The sequence below is a fragment of the Micromonospora sp. NPDC005298 genome (assembly GCF_040607375.1).
Lineage (GTDB): Bacteria > Actinomycetota > Actinomycetes > Mycobacteriales > Micromonosporaceae > Micromonospora.
Genome location: NZ_JBEXGP010000004.1, coordinates 281,426 through 302,321, shown reverse-complemented (window position 1 = coordinate 302,321; position 20,896 = coordinate 281,426). Strand labels below are relative to the sequence as shown.

General features: G+C 73.5%; 18 protein-coding genes. 12 read left to right on the top strand and 6 right to left on the bottom strand.

What is annotated here, in order from left to right; genetic code table 11:
• Positions 1–174: 174 nt before the first annotated feature.
• Complete coding sequence (locus tag ABZS77_RS12055; protein WP_354821324.1) at positions 175–1,938, top strand: hypothetical protein; 1,764 nt, start codon at positions 175–177, stop codon at positions 1,936–1,938.
• Positions 1,938–3,719: a hypothetical protein gene (locus ABZS77_RS12050; RefSeq protein WP_354821226.1), complete on the top strand. Its 1,782-nt coding sequence runs from the start codon at positions 1,938–1,940 to the stop codon at positions 3,717–3,719. The genes ABZS77_RS12055 and ABZS77_RS12050 overlap by 1 nt, the downstream gene beginning before the upstream one ends.
• Here ABZS77_RS12050 and ABZS77_RS12045 read toward each other — a convergent pair.
• Positions 3,716–5,569 (bottom strand): hypothetical protein, encoded by a 1,854-nt coding sequence (locus ABZS77_RS12045; RefSeq protein WP_354821321.1) that lies wholly within the window; start codon positions 5,567–5,569, stop codon positions 3,716–3,718. The genes ABZS77_RS12050 and ABZS77_RS12045 overlap by 4 nt on opposite strands.
• Before the next feature lie 125 nt (positions 5,570–5,694).
• On the opposite strand from ABZS77_RS12045, the gene ABZS77_RS12040 reads away from it, so the two are divergent.
• The 3 genes from ABZS77_RS12040 to ABZS77_RS12030 are packed head-to-tail and all read left to right on the top strand — an operon-like array spanning position 5,695 to position 8,248.
• On the top strand, positions 5,695–6,969 hold the full coding sequence (locus tag ABZS77_RS12040) for a PQQ-binding-like beta-propeller repeat protein (protein WP_354821223.1): 1,275 nt from the start codon (positions 5,695–5,697) through the stop codon (positions 6,967–6,969).
• The gene (locus ABZS77_RS12035) at positions 6,966–7,718 is read left to right on the top strand and encodes a PQQ-binding-like beta-propeller repeat protein (RefSeq protein ID WP_354821220.1); all 753 of its coding nucleotides are present in this window, start codon (positions 6,966–6,968) and stop codon (positions 7,716–7,718) included. Before ABZS77_RS12040 ends, ABZS77_RS12035 begins: the two co-directional genes overlap by 4 nt.
• The gene (locus tag ABZS77_RS12030; RefSeq protein WP_354821217.1) at positions 7,715–8,248 is read left to right on the top strand and encodes a hypothetical protein; all 534 of its coding nucleotides are present in this window, start codon (positions 7,715–7,717) and stop codon (positions 8,246–8,248) included. Before ABZS77_RS12035 ends, ABZS77_RS12030 begins: the two co-directional genes overlap by 4 nt.
• Here ABZS77_RS12030 and ABZS77_RS12025 read toward each other — a convergent pair whose 3' ends face one another.
• On the bottom strand, positions 8,249–9,355 hold the full coding sequence (locus ABZS77_RS12025; RefSeq protein ID WP_354821214.1) for a peptidase C39 family protein: 1,107 nt from the start codon (positions 9,353–9,355) through the stop codon (positions 8,249–8,251).
• Between the two features lie 143 nt (positions 9,356–9,498).
• Between ABZS77_RS12025 and ABZS77_RS12020 the strand changes: the two genes are divergently transcribed.
• The 5 genes from ABZS77_RS12020 (at position 9,499) to ABZS77_RS12000 (ending at position 12,859) form a co-directional block, all read left to right on the top strand.
• Positions 9,499–10,167, top strand: a complete 669-nt coding sequence (locus ABZS77_RS12020) for a response regulator transcription factor (protein ID WP_088951539.1) — start codon at positions 9,499–9,501, stop codon at positions 10,165–10,167.
• Positions 10,164–11,327 carry a HAMP domain-containing sensor histidine kinase gene (locus tag ABZS77_RS12015; RefSeq protein WP_354821211.1) on the top strand — a complete coding sequence of 388 codons (1,164 nt, stop codon included), beginning with the start codon at positions 10,164–10,166 and terminating at the stop codon, positions 11,325–11,327. The genes ABZS77_RS12020 and ABZS77_RS12015 overlap by 4 nt, the downstream gene beginning before the upstream one ends.
• A gap of 164 nt (positions 11,328–11,491) precedes the next feature.
• A complete protein-coding gene (locus ABZS77_RS12010) occupies positions 11,492–11,899 on the top strand; it encodes a VOC family protein (RefSeq protein ID WP_354821208.1) in 408 nt (135 codons plus the stop codon).
• Entirely contained in the window at positions 11,896–12,282 is a 387-nt protein-coding gene (locus tag ABZS77_RS12005) for a VOC family protein (protein ID WP_354821205.1), read from the top strand. The genes ABZS77_RS12010 and ABZS77_RS12005 overlap by 4 nt, the downstream gene beginning before the upstream one ends.
• A gap of 73 nt (positions 12,283–12,355) precedes the next feature.
• Positions 12,356–12,859 (top strand): levansucrase, encoded by a 504-nt coding sequence (locus ABZS77_RS12000; RefSeq protein WP_354821202.1) that lies wholly within the window; start codon positions 12,356–12,358, stop codon positions 12,857–12,859.
• A gap of 67 nt (positions 12,860–12,926) precedes the next feature.
• On the opposite strand, the gene ABZS77_RS11995 is transcribed toward ABZS77_RS12000, so the two are convergent.
• The 4 genes from ABZS77_RS11995 to ABZS77_RS11980 form a co-directional block, all read right to left on the bottom strand.
• The gene (locus tag ABZS77_RS11995) at positions 12,927–13,592 is read right to left on the bottom strand and encodes a hypothetical protein (protein WP_354821199.1); all 666 of its coding nucleotides are present in this window, start codon (positions 13,590–13,592) and stop codon (positions 12,927–12,929) included.
• Between the two features lie 221 nt (positions 13,593–13,813).
• Entirely contained in the window at positions 13,814–15,874 is a 2,061-nt protein-coding gene (locus tag ABZS77_RS11990; RefSeq protein WP_354821196.1) for a 3-hydroxyacyl-CoA dehydrogenase NAD-binding domain-containing protein, read from the bottom strand.
• Entirely contained in the window at positions 15,871–17,067 is a 1,197-nt protein-coding gene (locus tag ABZS77_RS11985) for a thiolase family protein (protein ID WP_354821193.1), read from the bottom strand. The genes ABZS77_RS11990 and ABZS77_RS11985 overlap by 4 nt, the downstream gene beginning before the upstream one ends.
• Before the next feature lie 99 nt (positions 17,068–17,166).
• Entirely contained in the window at positions 17,167–18,501 is a 1,335-nt protein-coding gene (locus tag ABZS77_RS11980) for a ribonuclease D (protein WP_354821190.1), read from the bottom strand.
• A 210-nt stretch (positions 18,502–18,711) separates the two neighbouring features.
• Between ABZS77_RS11980 and ABZS77_RS11975 the strand changes: the two genes are divergently transcribed.
• On the top strand, positions 18,712–19,857 hold the full coding sequence (locus ABZS77_RS11975; RefSeq protein WP_354821187.1) for a trypsin-like peptidase domain-containing protein: 1,146 nt from the start codon (positions 18,712–18,714) through the stop codon (positions 19,855–19,857).
• Positions 19,858–20,009: 152 nt separating this feature from the next.
• A complete protein-coding gene (locus tag ABZS77_RS11970) occupies positions 20,010–20,870 on the top strand; it encodes a hypothetical protein (protein ID WP_354821184.1) in 861 nt (286 codons plus the stop codon).
• Positions 20,871–20,896 lie beyond the last annotated feature (26 nt).

The following is a 20,896-nucleotide window of genomic DNA, read 5'->3' as shown; positions in this document are numbered from 1 at the left end:
GAGACGGTGAGCTACCGCACTCCGACCGCCAGGCCGGCCGGTCGCGTCGGCACGTCCGCCGTGCCGGCCGAGGCCTCCGTGGACGTCGTCGACGCCCCGGCCGCACCGACGCCGCCGCCGGTCGACACCCCGTCGGACATCGACGTCGAGGTGCCGGCCGACGCCGACGACGAGGTGCCGGGCGCCGGCGGGTGGCGTCGGTGGACCCGGGGACGGCAGCACCTCGCCGTGGCTGGCCTGTTCCTGCTCGCCGCCGTCTGGGTGACCAGCCGGATCTGGCTGGACCCGGCCGGCCGGGTGGCCTCGCTCTACACCGGCGACCCGGCCCAGGTGCAGTTCTTCCTCGCCCACTCGGTCCGTGTGGTGCTGCACGGCGAGTACCCGTTCTACACCGAGCAGTTCAACTACCCCGACGGCGTCAACCTGATGGCCAACACGGCGGTGCTGGCGCTCGGCATCCCGATGGTGCCGGTGACGCTGCTCTTCGGGCCGGCGGTGTCCTTCGTCGTGCTGGTGACGCTCGGCCTCGCCGGCACCGCCCTGGCCTGGTACCTCGTGCTCTCCCGCCACCTGGTCCGCAACCCGCTGGCGGCGGCGGTCGGCGGCTGGTTCTGCGGGTTCTCCCCGGCGATGCTGTCGCACGCCAGCTGGCACCCGAACATCATCAGCCAGTTCCTGTTGCCGTTCATCGTCTGGCGGGTGCTGGTGCTGACCCGGTCGACCCGGCCGGTACGCGACGGCGCGCTGCTCGCCCTGCTGGTCACCGCGCAGGCGTTCGTCAACGAGGAGATCCTGCTCTTCACGGCCCTGGCCTGCGGCGTGTTCCTGATCGCGGTGCTCGTCCAGGAACCGGCCCGCTGGTCGGCGGCCTGGCGGCCGTTGGGCGCCGGCCTGGCCGTGTGCGCGCTGCTGGCCGGGGCGCTGCTGGCGTACCCGCTGTACGTGCAGTTCGCCGGACCGATGGCGTACCACGGGCTCAGCGACGCGGTACAGGACTACGGCAACGACATCGCCGCCTTCTTCGCGCCCGGTTCGCCCACCCTGGGCGGCAACCAGCGGGCGAACATCAACCTCGCGCCCAACTACTCCGAGGAGAACGCCTTCTTCGGGTGGAGCCTGTCGCTGCTCGCCATCGGGATCGTGGTCTGGCTGCGCCGGGAACTGGTCGTCCGGGCGCTCGCGGCCACCGGCGTGTTCTTCGCCGTGCTCTCCCTCGGCGAGCGGATCTCCTGGTGGGACCGGGAGCTGATCAGCGGCCCGTGGCGGTTGCTGGTGCACCTGCCACTGCTGGACGCGGTCGTCCCGACCCGGTTCGGCCTGATCACCAGCGTGGTGATCGGCCTGCTGCTCGCGCTCGCCGTCGAGCGGGCGTGGGCGTTGCGCCCCGCCGACCGGCGCACCGTCCGGACGCTCACCGCCGCCGGCCTGGCGTTCGCGTTGCTGCCGATCGCCCCGATGCCGCTGCGGATGGTGTCCCGGCCGCCGGTGCCGGACTTCATCACCGCCGACCGGTGGCGGGAGTACGTGGGCCCGGACCAGACTCTCGTGCCCATCCCGGTGCCGAGCATGGGCAACACGCACGGCATGCGCTGGGCGGCGGCCACCAACCTCGACTTCAAGATCCCGGGGGGTTACTTCCTCGCCCCGCGCAACGGCAACACCGGTGACCCGGGGCGGTTCGGCGGCCGGCCCAGCGGGGTGGGCCAGCTGCTGGAGGAGGTGGCCACCACCGGCCGGACGCCGAAGCTCGACGACCGGCAGCGCCGCCGCTTCACCGACGAGCTGCGCCACTGGCGGGCCGCCATCCTGGTGCTGCCGGTCCGCCAGCAGAACGCCGAACCGCTGCGACGTGCCGTCGAGGACCTGGTCGGCCCCGGCCGCCAGGAGCTGGACGTCTGGGTGTGGGACGTCCGGACGCTGACCGACCGCTCGGTCTGATGGTCACCGGGACGGCGTCCCCCGCGACGGTGGCCCCGGCGCCGACGAGGCGGTCCCGGCCGGCCTGGCTCGCGGACGCGGTGGTGGTGGCCGGCTATCTGGGCCTGGCCGTCCTGCTGACCAGCGGGCAGTGGGGCCACCCATGGCGGCTGTTCCACCAGGCCGGCGACCAGGTCCTCTTCGAGTGGATGCTGGCCCACGCGGCACACGCCGTCGTCGAGGGGGAGAACCCGCTCTACAGCACGGCGTTGAACGCGCCGGACGGGGTCAACCTGATGGCGAACACGTCGGTGCTCGGCCTGGGTGTGCCCCTGACCCCGGTCACGCTGCTGTTCGGGTCGCAGGTGGCGTTCTGCGTGGCGGTCGTCTGCTGCCTCGCCGGCACCGCGACCGCCTGGTACGCGCTGCTGCGCCGTCGACTGGTCAGCGCCCGGTCGGCGGCGGCGGTCGGTGGCCTGATCTGCGGGTTCGCCCCCGGCATGATCGCCCAGGCGGGCGCGCACCTGCACATCGCCGCGCAGTTCCTGGTGCCCGCGATCCTCGCGCTGGTGTTCCGTCCCGCGAACGGGCCCGTGTGGCGGTCCGGCGTCGGCCTCGGGCTGCTCGTCGTCTGGCAGGTCTTCATCGGCGAGGAGGTGCTGGTCTTCCTGGCGCTCGCCGCCGGGGTTCTCGCGCTGGGCTGGGCGCTCGCCGACCGCTCGGCCGCCCGGCGGCACGCGCCGGCGCTGTTCGGGCGACTCGCGGTGGCGGCCGTGCTGGCGGCGGCGCTGCTGGCGTACCCGCTGTGGTTCCAGTTCCGCGGCCCGCAGCACTACGCCGGGATGGCCTTCGCCGCGCACGCCTTCCAACTGGACGCGGCGTCGTTCACCGCGTCGGCCCGGCAGACCGTGCTCGGCGACGACTGGCTGCCGGGCCTGCTCTCGCCGAACCCGACCGAGGAGAACTCGTTCTTCGGTCCGGGGCTGCTGGTGCTCGCCGTGGTGATCGTGATCTGGCTGTGGCGACGGCCGCTGGTCCGCGCGCTGGCCGTCTGCGGCCTGGTGTTCGCCCTGCTGTCGCTCGGCACCGAACTCCGGGTGGACGGCACCGCCACCGGCATTCCGGGGCCGTACCGGCTGGTGGCCGGCCTGCCGCTGCTCGACCTCGCGGTGCCGGCCCGGTTCGCGCTGGTCTGCGTACCGGTGCTGGGGGTGCTCGTGGCGCTCTCGGTGGACCGGGTCCGGGCGGTACGCCGGCTGTCGGCCGCGCCGGGACTGCCGGTGCGGCTGCTGTGGGCCGGGGCGGTGGCCGCCGCGCTGCTGCCCCTGGCTCCGACACCGATCCGGGTGGTGCCGGTCCCGCCGGTGCCGGGCTTCGTCGCCGACGGCGGGTGGCGTGCGCTGGTGCCGCCCGGCCGGACGGTGGTGGCCGTACCCCCGGTCACCGGCGCGGCGCGGAGCCCGGTGATGCTCTGGTCCGCCCGCACCGGGCTCGCCTTCGCGGCGCCGGGCGGCTACTTCATCGGGCCGGCCGCCCCGGACGACCCGACGGCCCGCTGGGGCGCGCCGGACCGGCCCACGTCGGTGCTGCTGCGCGCGGTGGCCGAGAGCGGAGTGGTGCCGGTGCTCACCGACACCGACCGCCGGCGGGCCGTCGAGGACCTGCGGCACTGGCGGGCCGCGCTCGTGGTGCTCGGCCCGTCGACGCACGGCGACCCGCTGCGCCGGACCGTCGACGACCTGCTCGGCCCCGGCCGTCCGGTCGACGGCGGTTGGGTGTGGGACGTGCGGGGCAGCGTCTAACCCACGAGCGCGCGGACGTCCCACACCCAGACGTCGTCGACCCGCTGCGGCGGCCCGATCAGGGCGGTGACCAGCTCACGCAGCACCGCCTCGCGCGGGTGCGCCCCGAGCACCACCACCGATGCCCGCCAGTAGCGCAGGTCGTCGACGGCCTGGCGGCGGTTCTCGTCGGTGAGCGCCGGGACCGCGTCCTTGTCCATCGTGGAGTAGATGAGGGTGCTGGTCGGCCGGTTCGGCGCCCCGAAGACGCCCTCGCCCAGCTCGTTCGGGCCGATGAAGTAGCCGCCCGGAACGGGGAACTCCTGCCGGGTCAGCGCACTCCAGCGCAGCGTGGGCAGGCCGTGCACGTTGCTCGGGACCGGCACCGGCACCAGCGTCCGGCCCGCCGGCACGTACGGCCGCCACCCGCCGGCGGTGATGAAGTGCGGCGGCGGCTCCACCTGCTGGGCGGGCAGCGGCCGGGGGAGGAGCGGCAGCACGGCGAGGGCGACCGCCGCGTACCCCACCGGACGCAGCCACCGCCGACGCGACGCGACAGCCGGCTCGCCCGTGCGCTGCGCCGGCACCCGCGACGCCCCGGCGGCGGGACGACCCTGCCGGGACGCGGCGTCCCAGATCAGCGCGAGCAGTACGCCCACCGCGGCGGCGACGACCAGCGTCAACCGGGTCGGCATCATCATCTCGACCAGCGGCAGGTCGTCCGGAACGTACGACCACGGGCCGCGCACGTCGGTCTCGACGCCGTTGAAGCGCACCACCGGCCCGATCGCGGCCACGGTGAAGACCACGATCAGCACCGCGACGATCCGGGCGGGCAGCGACCGGCGGACGAGCAGCACCAGGGCCACCACCGAGAGCAGCACCAGCGGCCAACCGAACCAGGTGTTCTGCTCGGTCAACCCGATCGTCTTCTCCACCGCCGGGTCGCCGGCCCAGGTGTCCCGGGCGAAGGTCACGAACGCGACCAGGTCCTCGCCCCAGTTGTGGAAGACGCCACCCTGCAGGCCCCGGTAGGACTGCGGGCCGTTGAACTGGAACCAGATCGGGTACGCGGCCAGCAGCAGCGCCAGCCCGCCGGCGACGCCGAGGCCGGCCAGGAACGTGCCGGCGGCGGCCCGCGTGGCGGCGGGCCGCTGCACGGCGTACGCCAGCACGACGACCAGGCAGGCCAGCGCGGTGAGCAGCAGCATCTCCTCGTTGATGAAGATCTGGTACGTCACCAGCGCCCCGAGCACGAGCCCGTTGCGCCGCCACCGGCCCGGTTCGCCGAGGCGCAGCACCCGCACCACGATCAGGGGCAGCAGGAAGTTCGACACGAAGTTGGGTTGGCCGTTGGCGTGGTGGATGATGCCCGGCGCGAAGCCGAGGAACGCGCCGCCGACGAACGCCGCCGCCCGCGAACGCACCAGGTGGCGCGAGAGCATCCAGTACGCGGTGCCGGCGGTGGCGGCGAGGGCCCCGCCCAGGTAGAGCGCGTACATCACCTGGGGGCCGAGCAACATGGTCAGCGGCGCCAGCGGCAGGGTCACCCCGAGCAGCGAGGTGTTGGCCATCATGTTCACCCCGTCCGGGGCGTTCTGCCGGGCCGTGAACAGCGGGTTCTCCAGATGCCGCACCGAGTACGCGCCGTGCGCGAACAGCCACTCGAACCAGCTGTGGTCGGTGGGCAGGTGCGAGGAGACCCGGCCGGTCACGTCACCCCAGTAGTTGAGGCAGACGAACACGCCCAGCACCACATAGGCTCCGAGGGCCACGAGATCGGCGCGGGCGGGTCGGCGTCGAGGCCGCCGTGTCGGCTCGACCTCGACCGGGTCGGCGTCGGTTACGGGATTCAGCGAGGGGTCTACCACCGGCACAGCCACGACGCGCCATCGTACAGGCGGGGATGCGTCGCATTTGCCGGGCCGGTGTGCCCACCGTCGGGTTTGCCGGAACACCCGGCCGGGCGGCCGCCACGGTGACGGAAGGACGATCGGTGTCGATCATCGAGCTGGGCGAGGTCAGGGACGGGGACGTTCCGCCGCGGCCGGTCCGCCGGCCACGCGCGGCCGGTCGTCCGCTGCGCAGCGCCGCGGTGCTGCTGCTGGCCCTGGTCGTGCTGGCCGGGGCGGCACCGGCGACGGGCCGGACGGTCAGCCCGGTGCCGGCCACCCGGGCCGCCGCGGCGTACCTTGCGGCGGACGGCGTCTTCGTCGTCGACCCGCCCACCCCCAGAGGGGACCGGTACCTGACGTCGTTCGCCGCGCCGACGCCGGGTGGTGGCGTGCCCCGGCGGTGGCGGGCGCCCCTGCCCCGCGCCGGCGACTACCTCGGCGTACGGGCCGAACAGGGGGTGGTGCTGGCCACCGGCGTCAGCGCCGAGGACGGTGTGTTCCAGACCACCGCCTTCGACCAGCGGACCGGTCGGCAGCGCTGGCGGCATCCGGGGATTCCCCAGCCGACGGCCGACGGTGGCCTGCTGCTGATGGACGACATGGCGGACCGGGACGGTGCGATGAGCCGGGTCGACCCGGACAGCGGTCGGCTGCTCTGGTCGGTGTCCATCCCGCCGCCCGGCAACCCCACCTACCACCTCCGCGGCGGCCGGGTCGACCGGTTCGTGCTCGTGCAGCCGACCGGCGAGGTGCAGGTGCACGACGCCGGCACCGGTGACCTGCTGCGCAGCATCGACACACTGCCCGGTGACCGGTCGGCGTACCAGCGGGTGCAGGTCGTGGACGACCTGCTGCTGCTCGTACCGCCCGGTGGCACCCGGCTGGTCGGCCACCGCCTGCCCGGACTCGATCCGCTGTGGACGGCCGACGTGCCGCTGGTGTCGTACGTCATCGGTTGTGCGGGTCTGCTCTGCGCGTTGCAGCAGACCGGCGGTCTCCAGGTGCTCGATCCGGCCACCGGCGCGGTGCGCTGGTCGGACCAGGGCCGGGACACGCTCGCCGACGTCCGCGACGGCCGGCTGCTGGTGGCCGGCCCGGACCAGCGGTACGCGGCGCGGGACGCGGCCACCGGGCGGGAGCGGGCCGAGCTGGGCCGGTGGAACCTGGTGCCGACCCTGCGGCGCGACGACCCGTTGGTGGGGGTGCGTCCGCTGGACGACGGGCGGCTGGTCGTCGCCGAACTGGACCTGGTGGCCGGCCGGTCCCGGATCATCGACGTGCTCCCGGGCGTCGTCGGCAACTGCCAGGCGTCCCTGCCGACCCTGCTGTGCCAGCGCCTCGACGGCTCGACCGCGCTGTGGCGGCTGCGGCCGTGACCGGGCCGCTGATCGACCTCGGCGAGCTGCGGCACACCTCGGACGCCGACCCGCTGCCCCGCCCGCCCCGGTCCGCCGGCCGGCCACTGCGGTGCGCCCTGGTGCTGCTGCTCCTGCTGGCCACCCTCGCCTCCGCCGGGCTGCCGCCCCGGCGGGACGTGGTGAACATCCCGGCGGGGCTCGCGGCCGAGACGTTGCTCGCCGGTGACCTGTTCGTGGTCCTCGACCCGAGCCCCGCGCAGCCCACCCAGCGGACGCTGCGCGCGTTCCGGCTGCCCGACGGCGGGTTGCTGTGGCAGACGCCGGTGCCGGTGCAGGGGCGGGCCTGGGGGGTCTCGTCGGTGGGCGGGGTGCTGCTGGCCACCGTCCACGAGAGCACCATGCCCGGGCAGGGCACCCTGTCCGTGGCATTCGACCGGGACACCGGGGCGTACCAGTGGCAGCAGCCGGGCAGCCCGGTCGAGCTGGCCGACGGGACCGTGCTGATGCAGGACGGCGGCGGTGACGAGCCGTTCGGTCTGCGGGCCCTCGACCCCTGCTGCGGCACCGTGCGCTGGCAGATGACCACGGACGCGCAGGTCAGCTTCCGGTACGGCGGGCACGGGGCGGACCGGGTGGTGCTCAAGCAGGCGGACGGCCCGGTCGAGGTCCGTGACGCCGGCACCGGCGCCGTGCTGGCCCGCGCCGACGTCCGGCCACCCGGCAGCGGCTGGCCAGGGGTCATGCAGGTGGTGGCGACCTGCTGGTGACCATCGCGGGGACCCCGGCCACCATCACCGCGTACGGGCTCGACCGGCTGGACCGGCGCTGGAGCATCCCGGCCGAGCGGGCGGAGTTCGCCCTGGGCTGCGGCCCGGTCCTGTGTCTGCACGTCGGTGGCGTGGGGTTGCGGGCGGTCGACGCCGCCACCGGCCAACCGCGGTGGCACACCGACCGCTGGACGTGGGTCTTCCCGTACGACGGCCGGTTGATGGCCAGCACGGCGAACAGCTCCGGCACCCGACTGGAGGAGCTCGTCGTGCTCGACCCGACGACCGGCCGGGAGGTGGCCGGGCTGGGCCGGTGGGAGCTGGCCCAGTCCGGGTTCGGCGACCCACTGATCGGGGTGCGTCGGCATCCGGCCGGTGGGCTGTACGTCACGCGGTTGGACGCCCGCGCCGGGGAGGCCCGCCCCCTGGACGTGCTGCCCGAGGCCGCCGGCAACTGCCAGGCGAGCGTCAGTTGGCTGCTGTGCCAACGGGTGAACGGCTCCTACCAGCTGTTCCGGTGGTCCGACTGATCACCAGTTGGCCTGTGCGGGTGGCGGGGGCAGCGGCACCGACGCGGGCCGCAGCACGTACGCCACGCCGCCGCTGCCGCGCTGCCACACCGCCTCGAACGCCTGCCGGGGCACCGTCCGGCGCACCGCGTCGTCGTCGGGCGCGTACGGGTCGTTCAGCACCGGGTCGCCGTCGGCGGTGAAGCCGACAAGCACCATCAGGTGCCCCCTGGTGTCGTAGGCCAGCCCCGGCACCTCGTCGGCCCGGAAGGCCGCGGAGACGATCAGGGGGATGCCGGCCGCGACGAACGCCTCCGCCTCGGCCAGCGACCGCAGCCGGGTGACGAACGCGTCCACCCCGTGCAGCCCGGCGTACGCGGTGTTGAACGGCCAGTTGCCGGCGCCGGCGTACTCGTGGTCGTAGCAGTGCCGGGCGGCGTGCACCACCACCGGCCGTGGGCCGGGCGGCTGCACCCAGGAGCAGTGCTCCGCCGTCGGCCCGAGACCCCAGTAGGCGAGCACCATCGAGGTGCAGGTGGGGCTGCACCAGGAGTCGCCGCCCCCACCCCACTGCGGGTACTGGCCGGCGTGCAGCCGCTGCGAGTAGCGGGGCACGTCCAGCACCCGTCCACGGGCAGCGGGCGAGGTGGGCTCCGGCGTGCCGGTCGGGCCGGGTAGCGCGGGGCCGGTGGCGACCGCGCCGATGCTGCGCAGCACCGGGCCGGTCGGGCTGTCGGCGGGTCGGCACAGGGTCACCCGCGCCTGCCAGCCGGTGACCATCGCACCGGTCACGACCAGGGTGTCGGTGTCGACTGCGGCGTCGCCGTCGCGCTGCCCGGGTATCGAGGTGCGGCGTACCGTCCGGTCGTCGGCCGCCCAGCGGGCCAGCAGGTACCAGCCGGTGGCGGGAGCCTCGCCGTGCCAGCCACGCAGTTCGACCTCGATCCAGCAGCCGTCAGGCGTCTCGGCGGTCCACGACGGCACCACCTCGGCGACGGCGAAGCCGACCCGCACCGGCGGTGTCGTCCACCTGCCCCGCTCGTCCACGGTGCCGGCGGTGGTGTCCGCCGGGAGGTGGAAACCACGGTAGGCGATGTCCCGCCGGGTCGGTGGTGCCGCGATGGTCATGCCAGCTCCGTCCGTCGCTCGGTGCCGCCGGACAGCATCGCGTACGCCGACCTCGCCCGCAACGCCGACCGGCGCGGACGGCGAGGCACGATTGTTGCCGGCCGGCACTAGGTTGTCGGTGGTCAGCAGCGAGGAGGCCGGGGATGCGGGTACTGGTGGTGGAGGACGAGCGCAACCTCGCCGACGCGATCGCGCGCGGGTTGCGCAAGCGGGGAATGGCCGTCGACGTGGCGTACGACGGCGACGCCGGCCACGAGGCGGCGTTCGTCACCCGATACGACGTGGTGGTGCTCGACCGCGACCTGCCGGGTGTGCACGGCGACCAGATCTGCGCCGACCTGGCCGCCTCCGGCGCGCTGACCCGGGTGCTGATGCTCACCGCGAGCGGCACGGTCGCCGACCGGGTGGAGGGGTTGCAGCTCGGAGCGGACGACTACCTGCCCAAGCCGTTCGCGTTCGACGAGCTGGTCGCCCGGGTCCAGGCGCTGGGCCGGCGGGCGACCCCGGCGGCGCCGCCGGTGCTCGAACTGGCCGACCTGGTGCTCGACCCGGCGCGTCGGGTCGCCACCCGCGCCGGTGTGCCGGTCGACCTCACCAACAAGGAGTTCGGGGTGCTCAGCGAACTGCTCAAGGCGCGCGGGGCGGTGGTCTCCAGCGAGGAGCTGCTGGAGCGGGTGTGGGACGCCAACACCGACCCGTTCACCACGATCGTCCGGGTCACCGTGATGACGCTGCGCAAGAAACTCGGCGATCCACCGCTGATCGAGACGGTGGTCGGCGCCGGCTACCGCACCGCCGAGGTCGGCGCGTGAGCCGCCGACTGCGGCCCACCCTGCGGTTGCGGCTGACCCTGCTCAACGGGGTGCTGCTGGTCGGCGCGGGTGCGATCCTCGTGCTGCTGGCCTGGCTGCTGGTCCGGGACGCCCTGCGACCGACCGACGAACTGCTGCCCGGCACGACTGTGGTGCTCTCCGACGGCCGGTCCCTGGACGCGGCCCAGTGGCAGCGGCAACTGGTCGACTCCGCCTCCGGGGAGCTGCTGGCCAAGGGCCTGGTCGCGCTGCTGGCGATCAGCGTGGTCGGGGTGGCCGGGGCGTACGCGGTGGCGGGCCGCGCGCTGCGTCCGCTGCACCAGGTCACCGCCACCGCGCAACGGCTCGGCGAGGCAACCCTGGACCAGCGGATCGGCTACTCGGGCGCCGACGACGAGGTCGCCGAGCTGGCCAAGACGTTCGACGCGATGCTGGACCGGATCGCGTCCGCGTTCGAGGCGCAGAAACGGTTCGTGGCGAACGCCTCGCACGAGCTACGGACCCCGCTCGCCGTCATGCGGACCGAGATCGACGTGACGCTCAGCGACGACGACGCGGACGCCGCCGAGTACCGCCGGATGGCCACTGTGGTCCGCGACGCGTCCGAGCGGGCCAACGGGCTGGTGGACGCCCTGCTGGTGCTGGCGCGCAGCGAGGCGCAGGCCGGGCGGCAGTTGGGCCGGCGTACCGAGTGTGACCTGGCCGCCGGAACCGCCAACGCGCTGTCGGCGATGCGCCGCGAGGTGGAGCGGATCGGCCTGCGGGTGCAGACGTCGCTGGAGTCCGCGCCGGTGGTCGGCGACCCGGGGCTGCTCGACCGGCTGGCCGGCAACCTCATCGAGAACGCGGTCCGCTACAACCACCTGCACGGCCGGCTCTGGGTGCGCACCGGCACCGACGGCGACCGCTCCTGGCTGGTGGTCGGCAACACCGGCTTCGAGGTGGACCAGGCCGACGTGCCGGGACTGTTCGAGCCGTTCCGGCGCGGCGGGCGGGAACGCACCGGCGCCCGTGGCTCCGGCCTGGGGCTCTCCATCGTCCGGGCGGTCTGCACGGCGCACGGCGGCACGGTACGCGTGATCGCGCAGTCCGGCGGTGGTCTGGAGGTGACGGTGACCCTGCCGTCGGCGGACGCCCCGGCGGTGACCGCCGCCGGCTGAACGGGGTTGCGCGGCACGCCGGGCCGATGACAAGATCGCGCTGTCAGCTCACGATCGAAGGGGGTGCGTCGATGTCCACCACTGTTGGCTCCGCGCCCCGGGTCCTCGCCGGCTGACGTCCCCGAGGCGGAGCGTCCCCATCCAGCACCACGGAGGGAACACCCGTGTATCCACGGATCCGCAGCATCAGTTTCGACTGTCACGACACGTACGCCCTGGCCGGCTTCTGGGCCAGCGTGCTCGGGTACGCCCGGCACGGCGGGGACGTCCCGGGTGACCCGGAGGCGGCCCTGCTGCCGCCGGACGACGCCACCCCGAACCTGTTCTTCCAGGCGGTACCGGAGGACAAGGTGACCAAGAACCGGCTCCACATCTGCCTGGAACCCGTCGACCGGACCAGGGACGAGGAGATCGAGCGGGTGCTCGGCCTCGGAGCCAGCATGGTCGCCGACCGACGGCACCCCGACGGTACGGGTTGGGCGGTACTCGCCGACCCGGAGGGCAACGAGTTCTGCGTCGTACGCAGCGCCGGGGAACGTGTCGACACCACCACTGTGGAGGACCAACTGTGAGTTCGACGATCCACAACATCAGCATCGACTGTTCCGACACGTACGCCCTGGCCGGCTTCTGGTCGCAGGTCTTCGACTGCCCCCGGCAGCCCGACGACTTCCCGGGTGACCCGGAGGCGATGCTCCTGCCGCCGGGTGGTCCGGAGGTGCTCTTCCTCGCCGTGCCGGAGGGCAAGACGGTGAAGAACCGGCTGCACCTGGATCTGCAACCCGCCGACCGCACCCGGGCCGAGGAGGTCGAGCGGCTGCTCGGCATCGGCGCGACGCTCGTCGACGACCAGACCCGGCCGGACGGTGCCGGCTGGGTGGTACTCGCCGACCCGGAGGGCAACGAGTTCTGCGTCCTGCGCAGCGCCGCCGAACGGGAGCCCGTCGGCCCATGATCGACGGGGTGGCGGGGCCCGCGCCCGGTGCTGTTAGATGAGCGGCCACAGCGGGCTGAAGGGTGTGTGGCAGATGGACACGACAGCGACCGAACCGGTGCGGGCGTACCTCACCGCGACCGGGGAGCGGCTGCGGGCCGATGGTTGCGAGGTCCGGACCGAGGACTGGGGTGGCACGCCGGTGCTGATCGGCTACCGGGGCGACTTCAGGATGCGGTGGATGGCCACCAAGTTGCACCTGTTCACGATCGCCGCTCCGGCGACGGTGGTGACGGCCGCCGGCCTGGAGGCGTTCAGCACCTCGGCGATGGACTACGTGCTGGCCCGCAAGGGGCAGTTGCGTGGCTTCCAGAACGGGGTGGCGGTTCTCCCCGCTCTGGTCGGCGCCGAGGTCGAGCCGGCCGCCGCGGCGTGGGCGCGGGAGAAGCAGCGGTTGAAGTTCGCCGCGCTGGCGCGGCCGGTGGCGGTGGACGCCCGCACCGGCGCGGCAGCGGCCTTCCGCGGCAACCCGGGCCTCGGGTTCATCTACGCTGCCCACCTGCGCGGCAAGCTGAACGCGTACTTCCCGGGGGCCTGACGGCGAGCAGCGGTACGGCGCGGGGCCCCGGCCACCCGAGGGTGGCCGGGGCCCCGGTCGTCTCCGGTCAGGAGCGCTGTTCGATCTGGCCCCGGATCGTGGCGAACTCGGCCTTCACCTGCTCGGCGGTCTTGAAGTACACGACCACCAGGCCGACGCTGCCCCGGTCGGCCCAGACGCAGACGCCGAGCGGCACGCCCTCGGCCTTGCCGTCGCCGCAGCGCGCGTCACCACCGAGCGGACCCGGCTCGACCGGCGCCATGTTGTTCACGGCCAGCTCGCCGGAGAGCCCGGTCACGGCCTCGTCCAGTTCCTTCTTCGGGTCGGCCATCACCCCGGACACCGCAGTGATCATGATGAGGTCCTGCTTGGTCGGGTCGCCGTAGAACGCGCCGACGGTGCTCGTCTCGTTCTGCACCCCGGCCTTCAGCTCGGTGATCATCTGGTCGGCGATCGTCTGCAACTGCGGGTCGACGTTCTTCGCCCGGCCGGCCAGGGTGGCCGGCGCGACCACCCGGGTCTTGGTGGCGTCGACGACGTCGCCCACCTCGTCCTTGACCGCGAACCAGGTGATCGCCGCGCCGCCGAGACAGAGCACGAGCACCACGGCCAGCACGATCAGGATGATCTTGCCGGCCTTCGACTTCTTCGCCGGCGGCGGGCCGACGGGTGCGTTCGGGACGCCGTACCCCTGGCCCGGCTGCGGGGCGGGGAAGCCCTGCTGCTGCGGCACCCCCGGCTGCTGATAGGGGGATGGGGAGTCGTGCGGCGGGCCGTAGGGTGTGGCCGGCGGCTGGGACATTCGGTCAGCTCCAAGTTCGGGTGGCAAAGCGGGTGATCTTAACCCGACGACCGGTCCTCGCGTCGCCCGTCTTCCGGCCCGGCACGCGAACGCGGTGGCCGGTCCGTCCACGAGGGACGGTCCGACCACCGCGACGGTGGAACCGCGACCGGTCAGGCGGGCAGGCTCGCCACCCCGCGCGGCAGGAACCGCTGGCCCGTGACCCGCTCGGACGTGCCCGTCCGGTCCAGGTACGGCGTGACGCCGCCCAGGTGGAACGGCCAACCCGCGCCCAGGATCATGCACAGGTCGATGTCCTGCGCCTCGGCGACCACGCCCTCGTCCAGCATCAGCCGGATCTCCTGGGCGAGCGCGTCGAGCGCGTTCTGGCGCACCTGCTCCTCGGTGAGCGGCTGGTCGCCGACCACGAGCAGCTTCGCGACCTCGTCGTTGACCTGGTCGTCGACCACGATCGGCTGGCCCGAGTCGGCGATCCGCTTGAGGTTCTCGCTGACCCCGAACCGGTCCGGGTACGCCGCGTGCAGGGTGCCGCCCACGTGGTACGCGACGGCCGGCCCGACCAGCTGGAGCAGGGCGAGCGGGCGCATCGGCAGGCCCAGCGGGTCAAGCGCGCTGTTCGCCACGTCCAGCGGGGTGCCGGCGTCGACGGCCGCGAAGACGGTGCCCAGGAAGCGGGTGAGCAGCCGGTTCACCACGAACGCCGGAGCGTCCTTGACCAGCACGCTCGACTTCTTGAGCTGCTTGCCGACCGCGAACGCGGTGGCCAGGGTGGCGTCGTCGGTCCGCTCGCCCCGGACGATCTCCAGCAGCGGCAGCACGGCCACCGGGTTGAAGAAGTGGAAGCCGACCACCCGCTCCGGGTGCTCCAGCTCCGCGGCCATCTCGGTGATGGACAGCGAGCTGGTGTTGGTGGCGAGCACCGCCTCCGGGGAGACGATCTTCTCCAGCTCGGCCCAGACCTGCTTCTTGACGCCGAGGTCCTCGAAGACCGCCTCGATGACGAAGTCGGCGTCCGCGAAGGCGCTCTTGTCGACCGTGCCGCTGACCAGGCCGTACAGCTTGGCGGCGGTGTTCTTGTCCATCCGGCCCTTGGTGACGGCCTTCTCGATCTGGGTGTGCACGTAGCCGACACCCTTGTCCACGCGGGACTGGTCGAGGTCGCTCATCACCACCGGCACCTGGAGGCGACGGGCGAACAGCAGCGCCAACTGGCTGGCCATCAGGCCGGCGCCGACGATGCCGACCTTGGTGACCGTGCGGGCCAGGCCCTTGTCCGGAGCGCCGGCCGGCCGCTTGGCCCGCCGCTGCACCAGGTCGAACGCGTACAGGCCGCTGCGCAGCTCCTCGGAGAAGACCAGGTCCGCCAGGGCCTCGTCCTCGGCGGCGGTCCCGGCGGCGAAGTCGCCGTCCTTCGCCGTCTCCAGCAGGTCGAGGGCCTTGTACGCGGCCGGAACCGCGCCGTGCAGCCGCTGGTTCAGCGTCTCCCGGGCGAAGTAGAGCACGCCCGCCCACATGTCCTTGTCGACCTCGGGCCGGGTCACGGTGACCTGACCCCGGACGACACCGGCGGCCCACTCCAGGGACCGCTCCAGGAAGTCGGCCGGCTCCAGCAGCACGTCCGCGATGCCCAGCTCGGCGGCCTGCTTGGGCTTGAGCATCTTGTTCTGCATCAGCGGGTTCTGGATGATCACCTGGGTGGCGGCGGGAATGCCGATCAGGTTCGGCAGCAGCTGGGTGCCGCCCCAGCCGGGGACCAGACCGAGGGAGACCTCGGGCAGGGCCAGGGCCGCCGCGCCACCGGAGAGCGTCCGGTAGTGGCAGTGCAGCGCCAGCTCCAGGCCGCCGCCCATCGCCGCGCCGTTGACGAACGCGAACGTGGGCACGGTGCTGTCCTTGAGCCGGGCGAACACCCGGTGACCGAGCCGCCCGATCTCCAACGCCTGCTCGCGGTCGGCGAGCTGCGGCAGGCCGACGATGTCCGCGCCCACGCAGAAGATGTACGGCTTGCCGGTGACCGCGATGAACGCCGGGTCGCCGGCGAGCGCCTCGGTGATCGCCTCGTCCAGGCTGGTCAGACCGGCCGGGCCGAAGGTGTTCGGCTTGGTGTGGTCGAAGCCGTTGTCGAGCGTGATCAGGGCGGCGGGTCGGTCCAGCCCCGGTACGTTCACCTGGCGCAGCAGCGCCTTCGTGACGACCTCGTTCGGCGCCTTCACTTGTCGCCCTCCGTCCAGTGCGGGTTCTCCCAGATGACCGTGCCGCCCATGCCGATGCCGATGCACATCGCGGTGACGCCGTAGCGGACCTCGGGGTGCTCGGCGAACTGGCGGGCCAGCTGGGTCATCAGCCGCACGCCGGAGGAGGCGAGGGGGTGCCCGATGGCGATGGCGCCGCCCCACGGGTTGACCCGGGGGTCGTCGTCGGCGATGCCGAAGTGGTCGAGGAAGGCGAGCACCTGCACGGCGAACGCCTCGTTCAGCTCGAACAGGCCGATGTCGTCGATGCTGAGCCCGGCGAGGCGCAGCGCCTTCTCCGTCGACGGGATGGGTCCGACGCCCATCACCTCGGGCTCGACGCCCACGAAGCCGAAGGACACCAGCCGCATGGCGATCGGCAGACCCAGCTCGCGGGCGGTGGCCTCGTCGGCGAGCAGGCTCGCCGTCGCGCCGTCGTTCAGGCCGGCCGCGTTGCCCGCGGTGACCTTGCCGTGCGGGCGGAACGGGGTCTTGAGGGTGGCGAGCTTCTCCATCGAGGTGTCCCGGGGGGCCTCGTCCACAGTGGCCAGACCCCAGCCGCCCTCGGCGTCGCGGATCGACATCGGGACCAGGTCGTCCTGGAGCTTGCCGTTGGCGTACGCCTTCGCGGTCTTCTGCTGCGAAGCGAGCGCGAACGCGTCGGTGCGCTCCTTGGTGATGTGCGGGACCAGGTCGTGCAGGTTCTCCGCGGTGGCGCCCATGACCAGCGCGGACGGGTCGACCAGCTTCTCCGCGACGATGCGCGGGTTGGGGTCGACGCCCTCACCCATCGGGTGGCGGCCCATGTGCTCGACACCGCCGGCGATGGCGACGTCGTACGCGCCCATGGCGATGCCGCTGGCCACGGTGGTGACGGCGGTCATCGCGCCGGCGCACATCCGGTCGATGGCGAAGCCGGGAACGGTCTTGGGCAGCCCGGAGAGCAGCGCTGCGGTGCGGCCGATGGTGAGGCCCTGGTCACCGATCTGGGTGGTCGCCGCGACGGCGACCTCCTCGACCCGCTCCGGCGGCAGCTGCGGGTTGCGACGCAGCAGCTCACGGATGCAACGGATCACCAGATCGTCGGCGCGGGTGTTGGCGTACATGCCACCCGCCTTGCCGAACGGGGTACGGACACCGTCGACGAAGACGACATCCCGAACTTCACGGGGCACTAGAGCCTCCTAATCGACCACGGGTGGTTCCCACCGAATGCTACTCGCCAGTAACCTACCCCGTCCCGACCCCCCGCTGTGGCCCACCCCACAGTGACGTCAGGCGACCGTCGAGGGTTGCGTCGGGGCGAGCGCCTCGGTCAGGTCGGGGACGAGCAGGCCGATCTGCCACTCGCGGGCGTTGAACCCGCGCAGCGTCTCCGCCACCGTCTCCTCGGTCAGCTCCTCCGGTGGGGTCCACGCCAGCCGGCGAACCGAGTCCGGGGTGATCAGATTTTCCGGAGGCAGGTTGTGCTGCGTGGCGATGCGGACCACCACCTCCCGGCAGCGGGCGAGCCGACCGGCCGCCACCGGATCCCGCTCGGCCCACCGGTGCGGCGGAGGCGGACCCTCGACCGCGGGGGTGACCGGCAACGCGTCGTCCGGCAGTTGCCGTGCGTCGTCGAGCGCGGCCAGCCAGGTGCGGGCCAGCCGGCGCACCGACCGCCCGCCGAAGCCGGGCAGCGTCAACAGCGTCTTCTCGTCCTTCGGGTCCAGCTCGGCGGCGGCGACGATCGCCGAGTCGGGCAGCACCCGACCGGGCGCCGAATCCCGCCGGGCCGCGATCTGGTCCCGGGCGTACCACAACGAACGCACCCGGGCCTGCGCCCGCGCCCCGCGTACCCGGTGGATGCCCGAGGTGCGCCGCCACGGCTCCGCGCGGGCCCGGGGCGGACGGGCGCCGGTACGGACCAGCGCCGCGAACTCCTCCGCCGCCCACGCCGACTTGCCCTGCCGGGCCAGCTCGGCGGCGAGAGCGTCGCGCAGGTCGGTGAGCAGCTCCACGTCGAGCGCCGCGTACGTCAACCACGACTCCGGCAACGGCCGGCTCGACCAGTCGGCCGCCGAGTGGTGCTTCTCCAGGGTGAAACCGAGCAACTGCTCGGTCAGCGCGGCCAGGCCGACCCGCTCGAATCCGGCCAGCCGAGCGGCCAGTTCCGTGTCGAACAGACGGCGTGGACGCAACCCCACCTCGGCGAGACAGGGCAGGTCCTGACTGGCCGCGTGCAGCACCCACTCGGCGTCGCCGATCGCCGCGTCCAGCGTGCTGAGGTCGGGCAGCGGCAGCGGATCGATCAGCGCCGTGCCCGAGCCGGCCCGCCGGAGCTGGACCAGGTACGCGCGCTGGCTGTACCGGTATCCCGACGCCCTCTCGGCGTCCAGGGCGACCGGGCCGGTGCCGGCGGCGAAGCGGGCCACGACCTCGGCAAGCTCGGCCGGCGCGGCCACCGGATCGGGGGTGCCGTCACGCGGGGCGATCAGCGGAACGGGCCCACCGTTGGTCGGGTCGGCTCCCTCGCCCGCCGGCTGCGGCTGGGCCGACGGCGGGTGCTCAGGGACGTTTCCCGGAAGGTCTTCGGTGGGCCGACGGCGCAGGGGTGGTTCGTCGGTCACCTGTCAACCCTAGTGCGCGCGATGATCCGGCGGGTGCAGCCGGTCCGGCGCGTGTCGGTGAGGTGTCCACAAGGTGTCCTTTCGGATGCCGGACATCGGGGGAGACAAAGCCCGATCGCGCAGGTACGTTCCATCGGGCCGCAGACCCGTTGGAGCGCGTGACACGCGGGTCGATGGCGGCACGGGGAGACCACGGAGGGCAAGACGATCATGACGGCTGGCTTCGGTTCGGGAGACGGACGACCGGCGGGCGCCGACCCGGACGGCGCGGGCGTGCCGAGCCCCCGTACCGGCTGGACCGCCCCGCCCCCCGCCGGCCAGTGGGGCAACCCGCCGGCCCCGGCGACCCCCGGCGCGTACCCGCCGGCCAGCGCCCCACCGTTCGCGGCGCCGTCGTACCCGCCGCAGCCCGGCTACCCGGCGCAGTCCAACTACCCGGCGCAGTCCAGCCACCCCGCGCAGTCCAGCCACCCCGCGCAGCCCAACTACCCCGCGCCCCCCAACTACCCGGCGTCGCCCAGCAACCCCGCGCAGCCCGGCTGGCCGGGCGTGGCGCCGCCGCCGGTCGCCGGCCGGAAGCGCCGCCGTTGGCCGGTCGCGCTCGCCACGCTGCTCGTCGTCGCGCTGGCGGCGGTGGCCGGGGTGCAGGCGTACCAGCTCGACCGCCTCGGCGGCCGGCTCGCCGACACCGACAGGCGGTTGGCCCAGGCCCAGGACGGCGACCGCACCCGCCTCGACGGTCTGGAGAAGCGCGCCGAGGCGCTGGAGAAGCAGGCCGGTGCCGCGTTCAACCCGGAGGCGGTGGCCAGCGCCGTGCTGCCCAGCGTGTTCCGGGTCCGGGCCGGCCAGTTCACCGGCACCGCCTTCGCGGTCGGCAAGCCGGCCGCCGGTGGCGGCACGAACCTGTTCACCAACTTCCACGTGGTCGAGGCGGTCTGGAACGGCGGCGGCCGGGAGGTCTTCCTGGAACGCACCGACCAGCGCTTCCCGGCGACCATCGTCAAGGTCGACAAGACCAACGACGTGGCCCACCTGCGCGCCACCGGCAAGTTCACCGGCCTCGTCACCGCCCCCGCCGCCGTGAAGTCCGGCCAGCAGATCATCGTGGTCGGCGCTCCGCTCGGCCTGGAGGACAGCGTCACCACAGGTGTGGTGAGCGCCCTGCGCTCCGCGTCGGGAAGCTCCGGCCCGTCCATCCAGTTCGACGCGCCGATCAACCCGGGCAACTCCGGCGGGCCGGTGATCAACGGCAGCAAGCAGGTGGTCGGCATCGCCACCGCCAAGGCCCGCGACGCCGAGGGCATCGGGCTCGCCGTACCCATCAAGGTCGCCTGCGACGGCTTCAAGATCTGCTGATCCACGGTCCGTCGTCGTCGCCGTCTCCGCTGCACACCGCGGCCGCACCTGCCGCCCCTGATCCCGGCCGGGTCCTCGACCCGGGCGACCCCGCCGCTGTACCCGGTCCGCGCGCCCACCGGCGTGGGGCCCGCTCACCTGGAGGAACAGACATGTCCCAGCCACCGAACGGGTCGGACGGGTATCCGCCGGCCACCCCGACACCGCCGCCCAGCGGCGACCCGACCGTGCGCTACCCGGCCGGCGGCGAGGCCACCGTCCAGTACCCGGCCGGCCAGCCGGTGCCGCCGCAGTACACGCCGGGCCAGCAGGCGCCTGGTCAGTACACGCCGGGCCAGCAGGCGCCGGGTCAGCACACGCCTGGTCAGCACACGCCGGGTCAGTACCAGCCTGGTCAGTCCACGCCGCAGTACCCGGCGTACGCCGCCCCGCAGCCCTCGTCGGCGCCGTACAGCGCCCCGCCGGCCGCGTCCGGCTACCCGGCCAGCGCTCCGCCGTACGCCGGGCAGGTCTCCGGGCCGCCGGTCTCCGGTGCGGCGTACGGGCAGCCGATGTCGGCCCCGCCCGGGACGCCGCCGTACGGCCCGCCGCCGCCGGCCGGTCGCAGCCGCACCGTGCTGGTGCTGGCCGTGGTGGCCGCGCTGCTCTTCGTCGTCAGCGGGGTGATGACCGGGCTGTTCGTGACGAAGAACAGCGAGCTGAACCGGACCGAGAAGCGCCTCACCGGTCAGGTCAGCCAGCGCGACGGCACCATCGCGGCCAACACCACCGAGATCGGCAAGCTGAAGACCGACCTGCAGGCCATGCAGGACAAGCTGGACAACACCCAGCAGGACCTGACCGGCACCCGTAACGACCGCGACGAGCAGGCCCGGCAGAAGAAGGTCATCGCGAGCTGCCTGGACAAGCTGACCACCGCGCTGGGTGCGGCGGCGGCCGGCAACAAGGGCGCGTACGACTCGGCCATGAAGGGCCTGGACAAGGTCTGCGACGAGGCCGAGAACTACCTCTGACAGTCGCGCCGCCCGCCGCCGCCGGT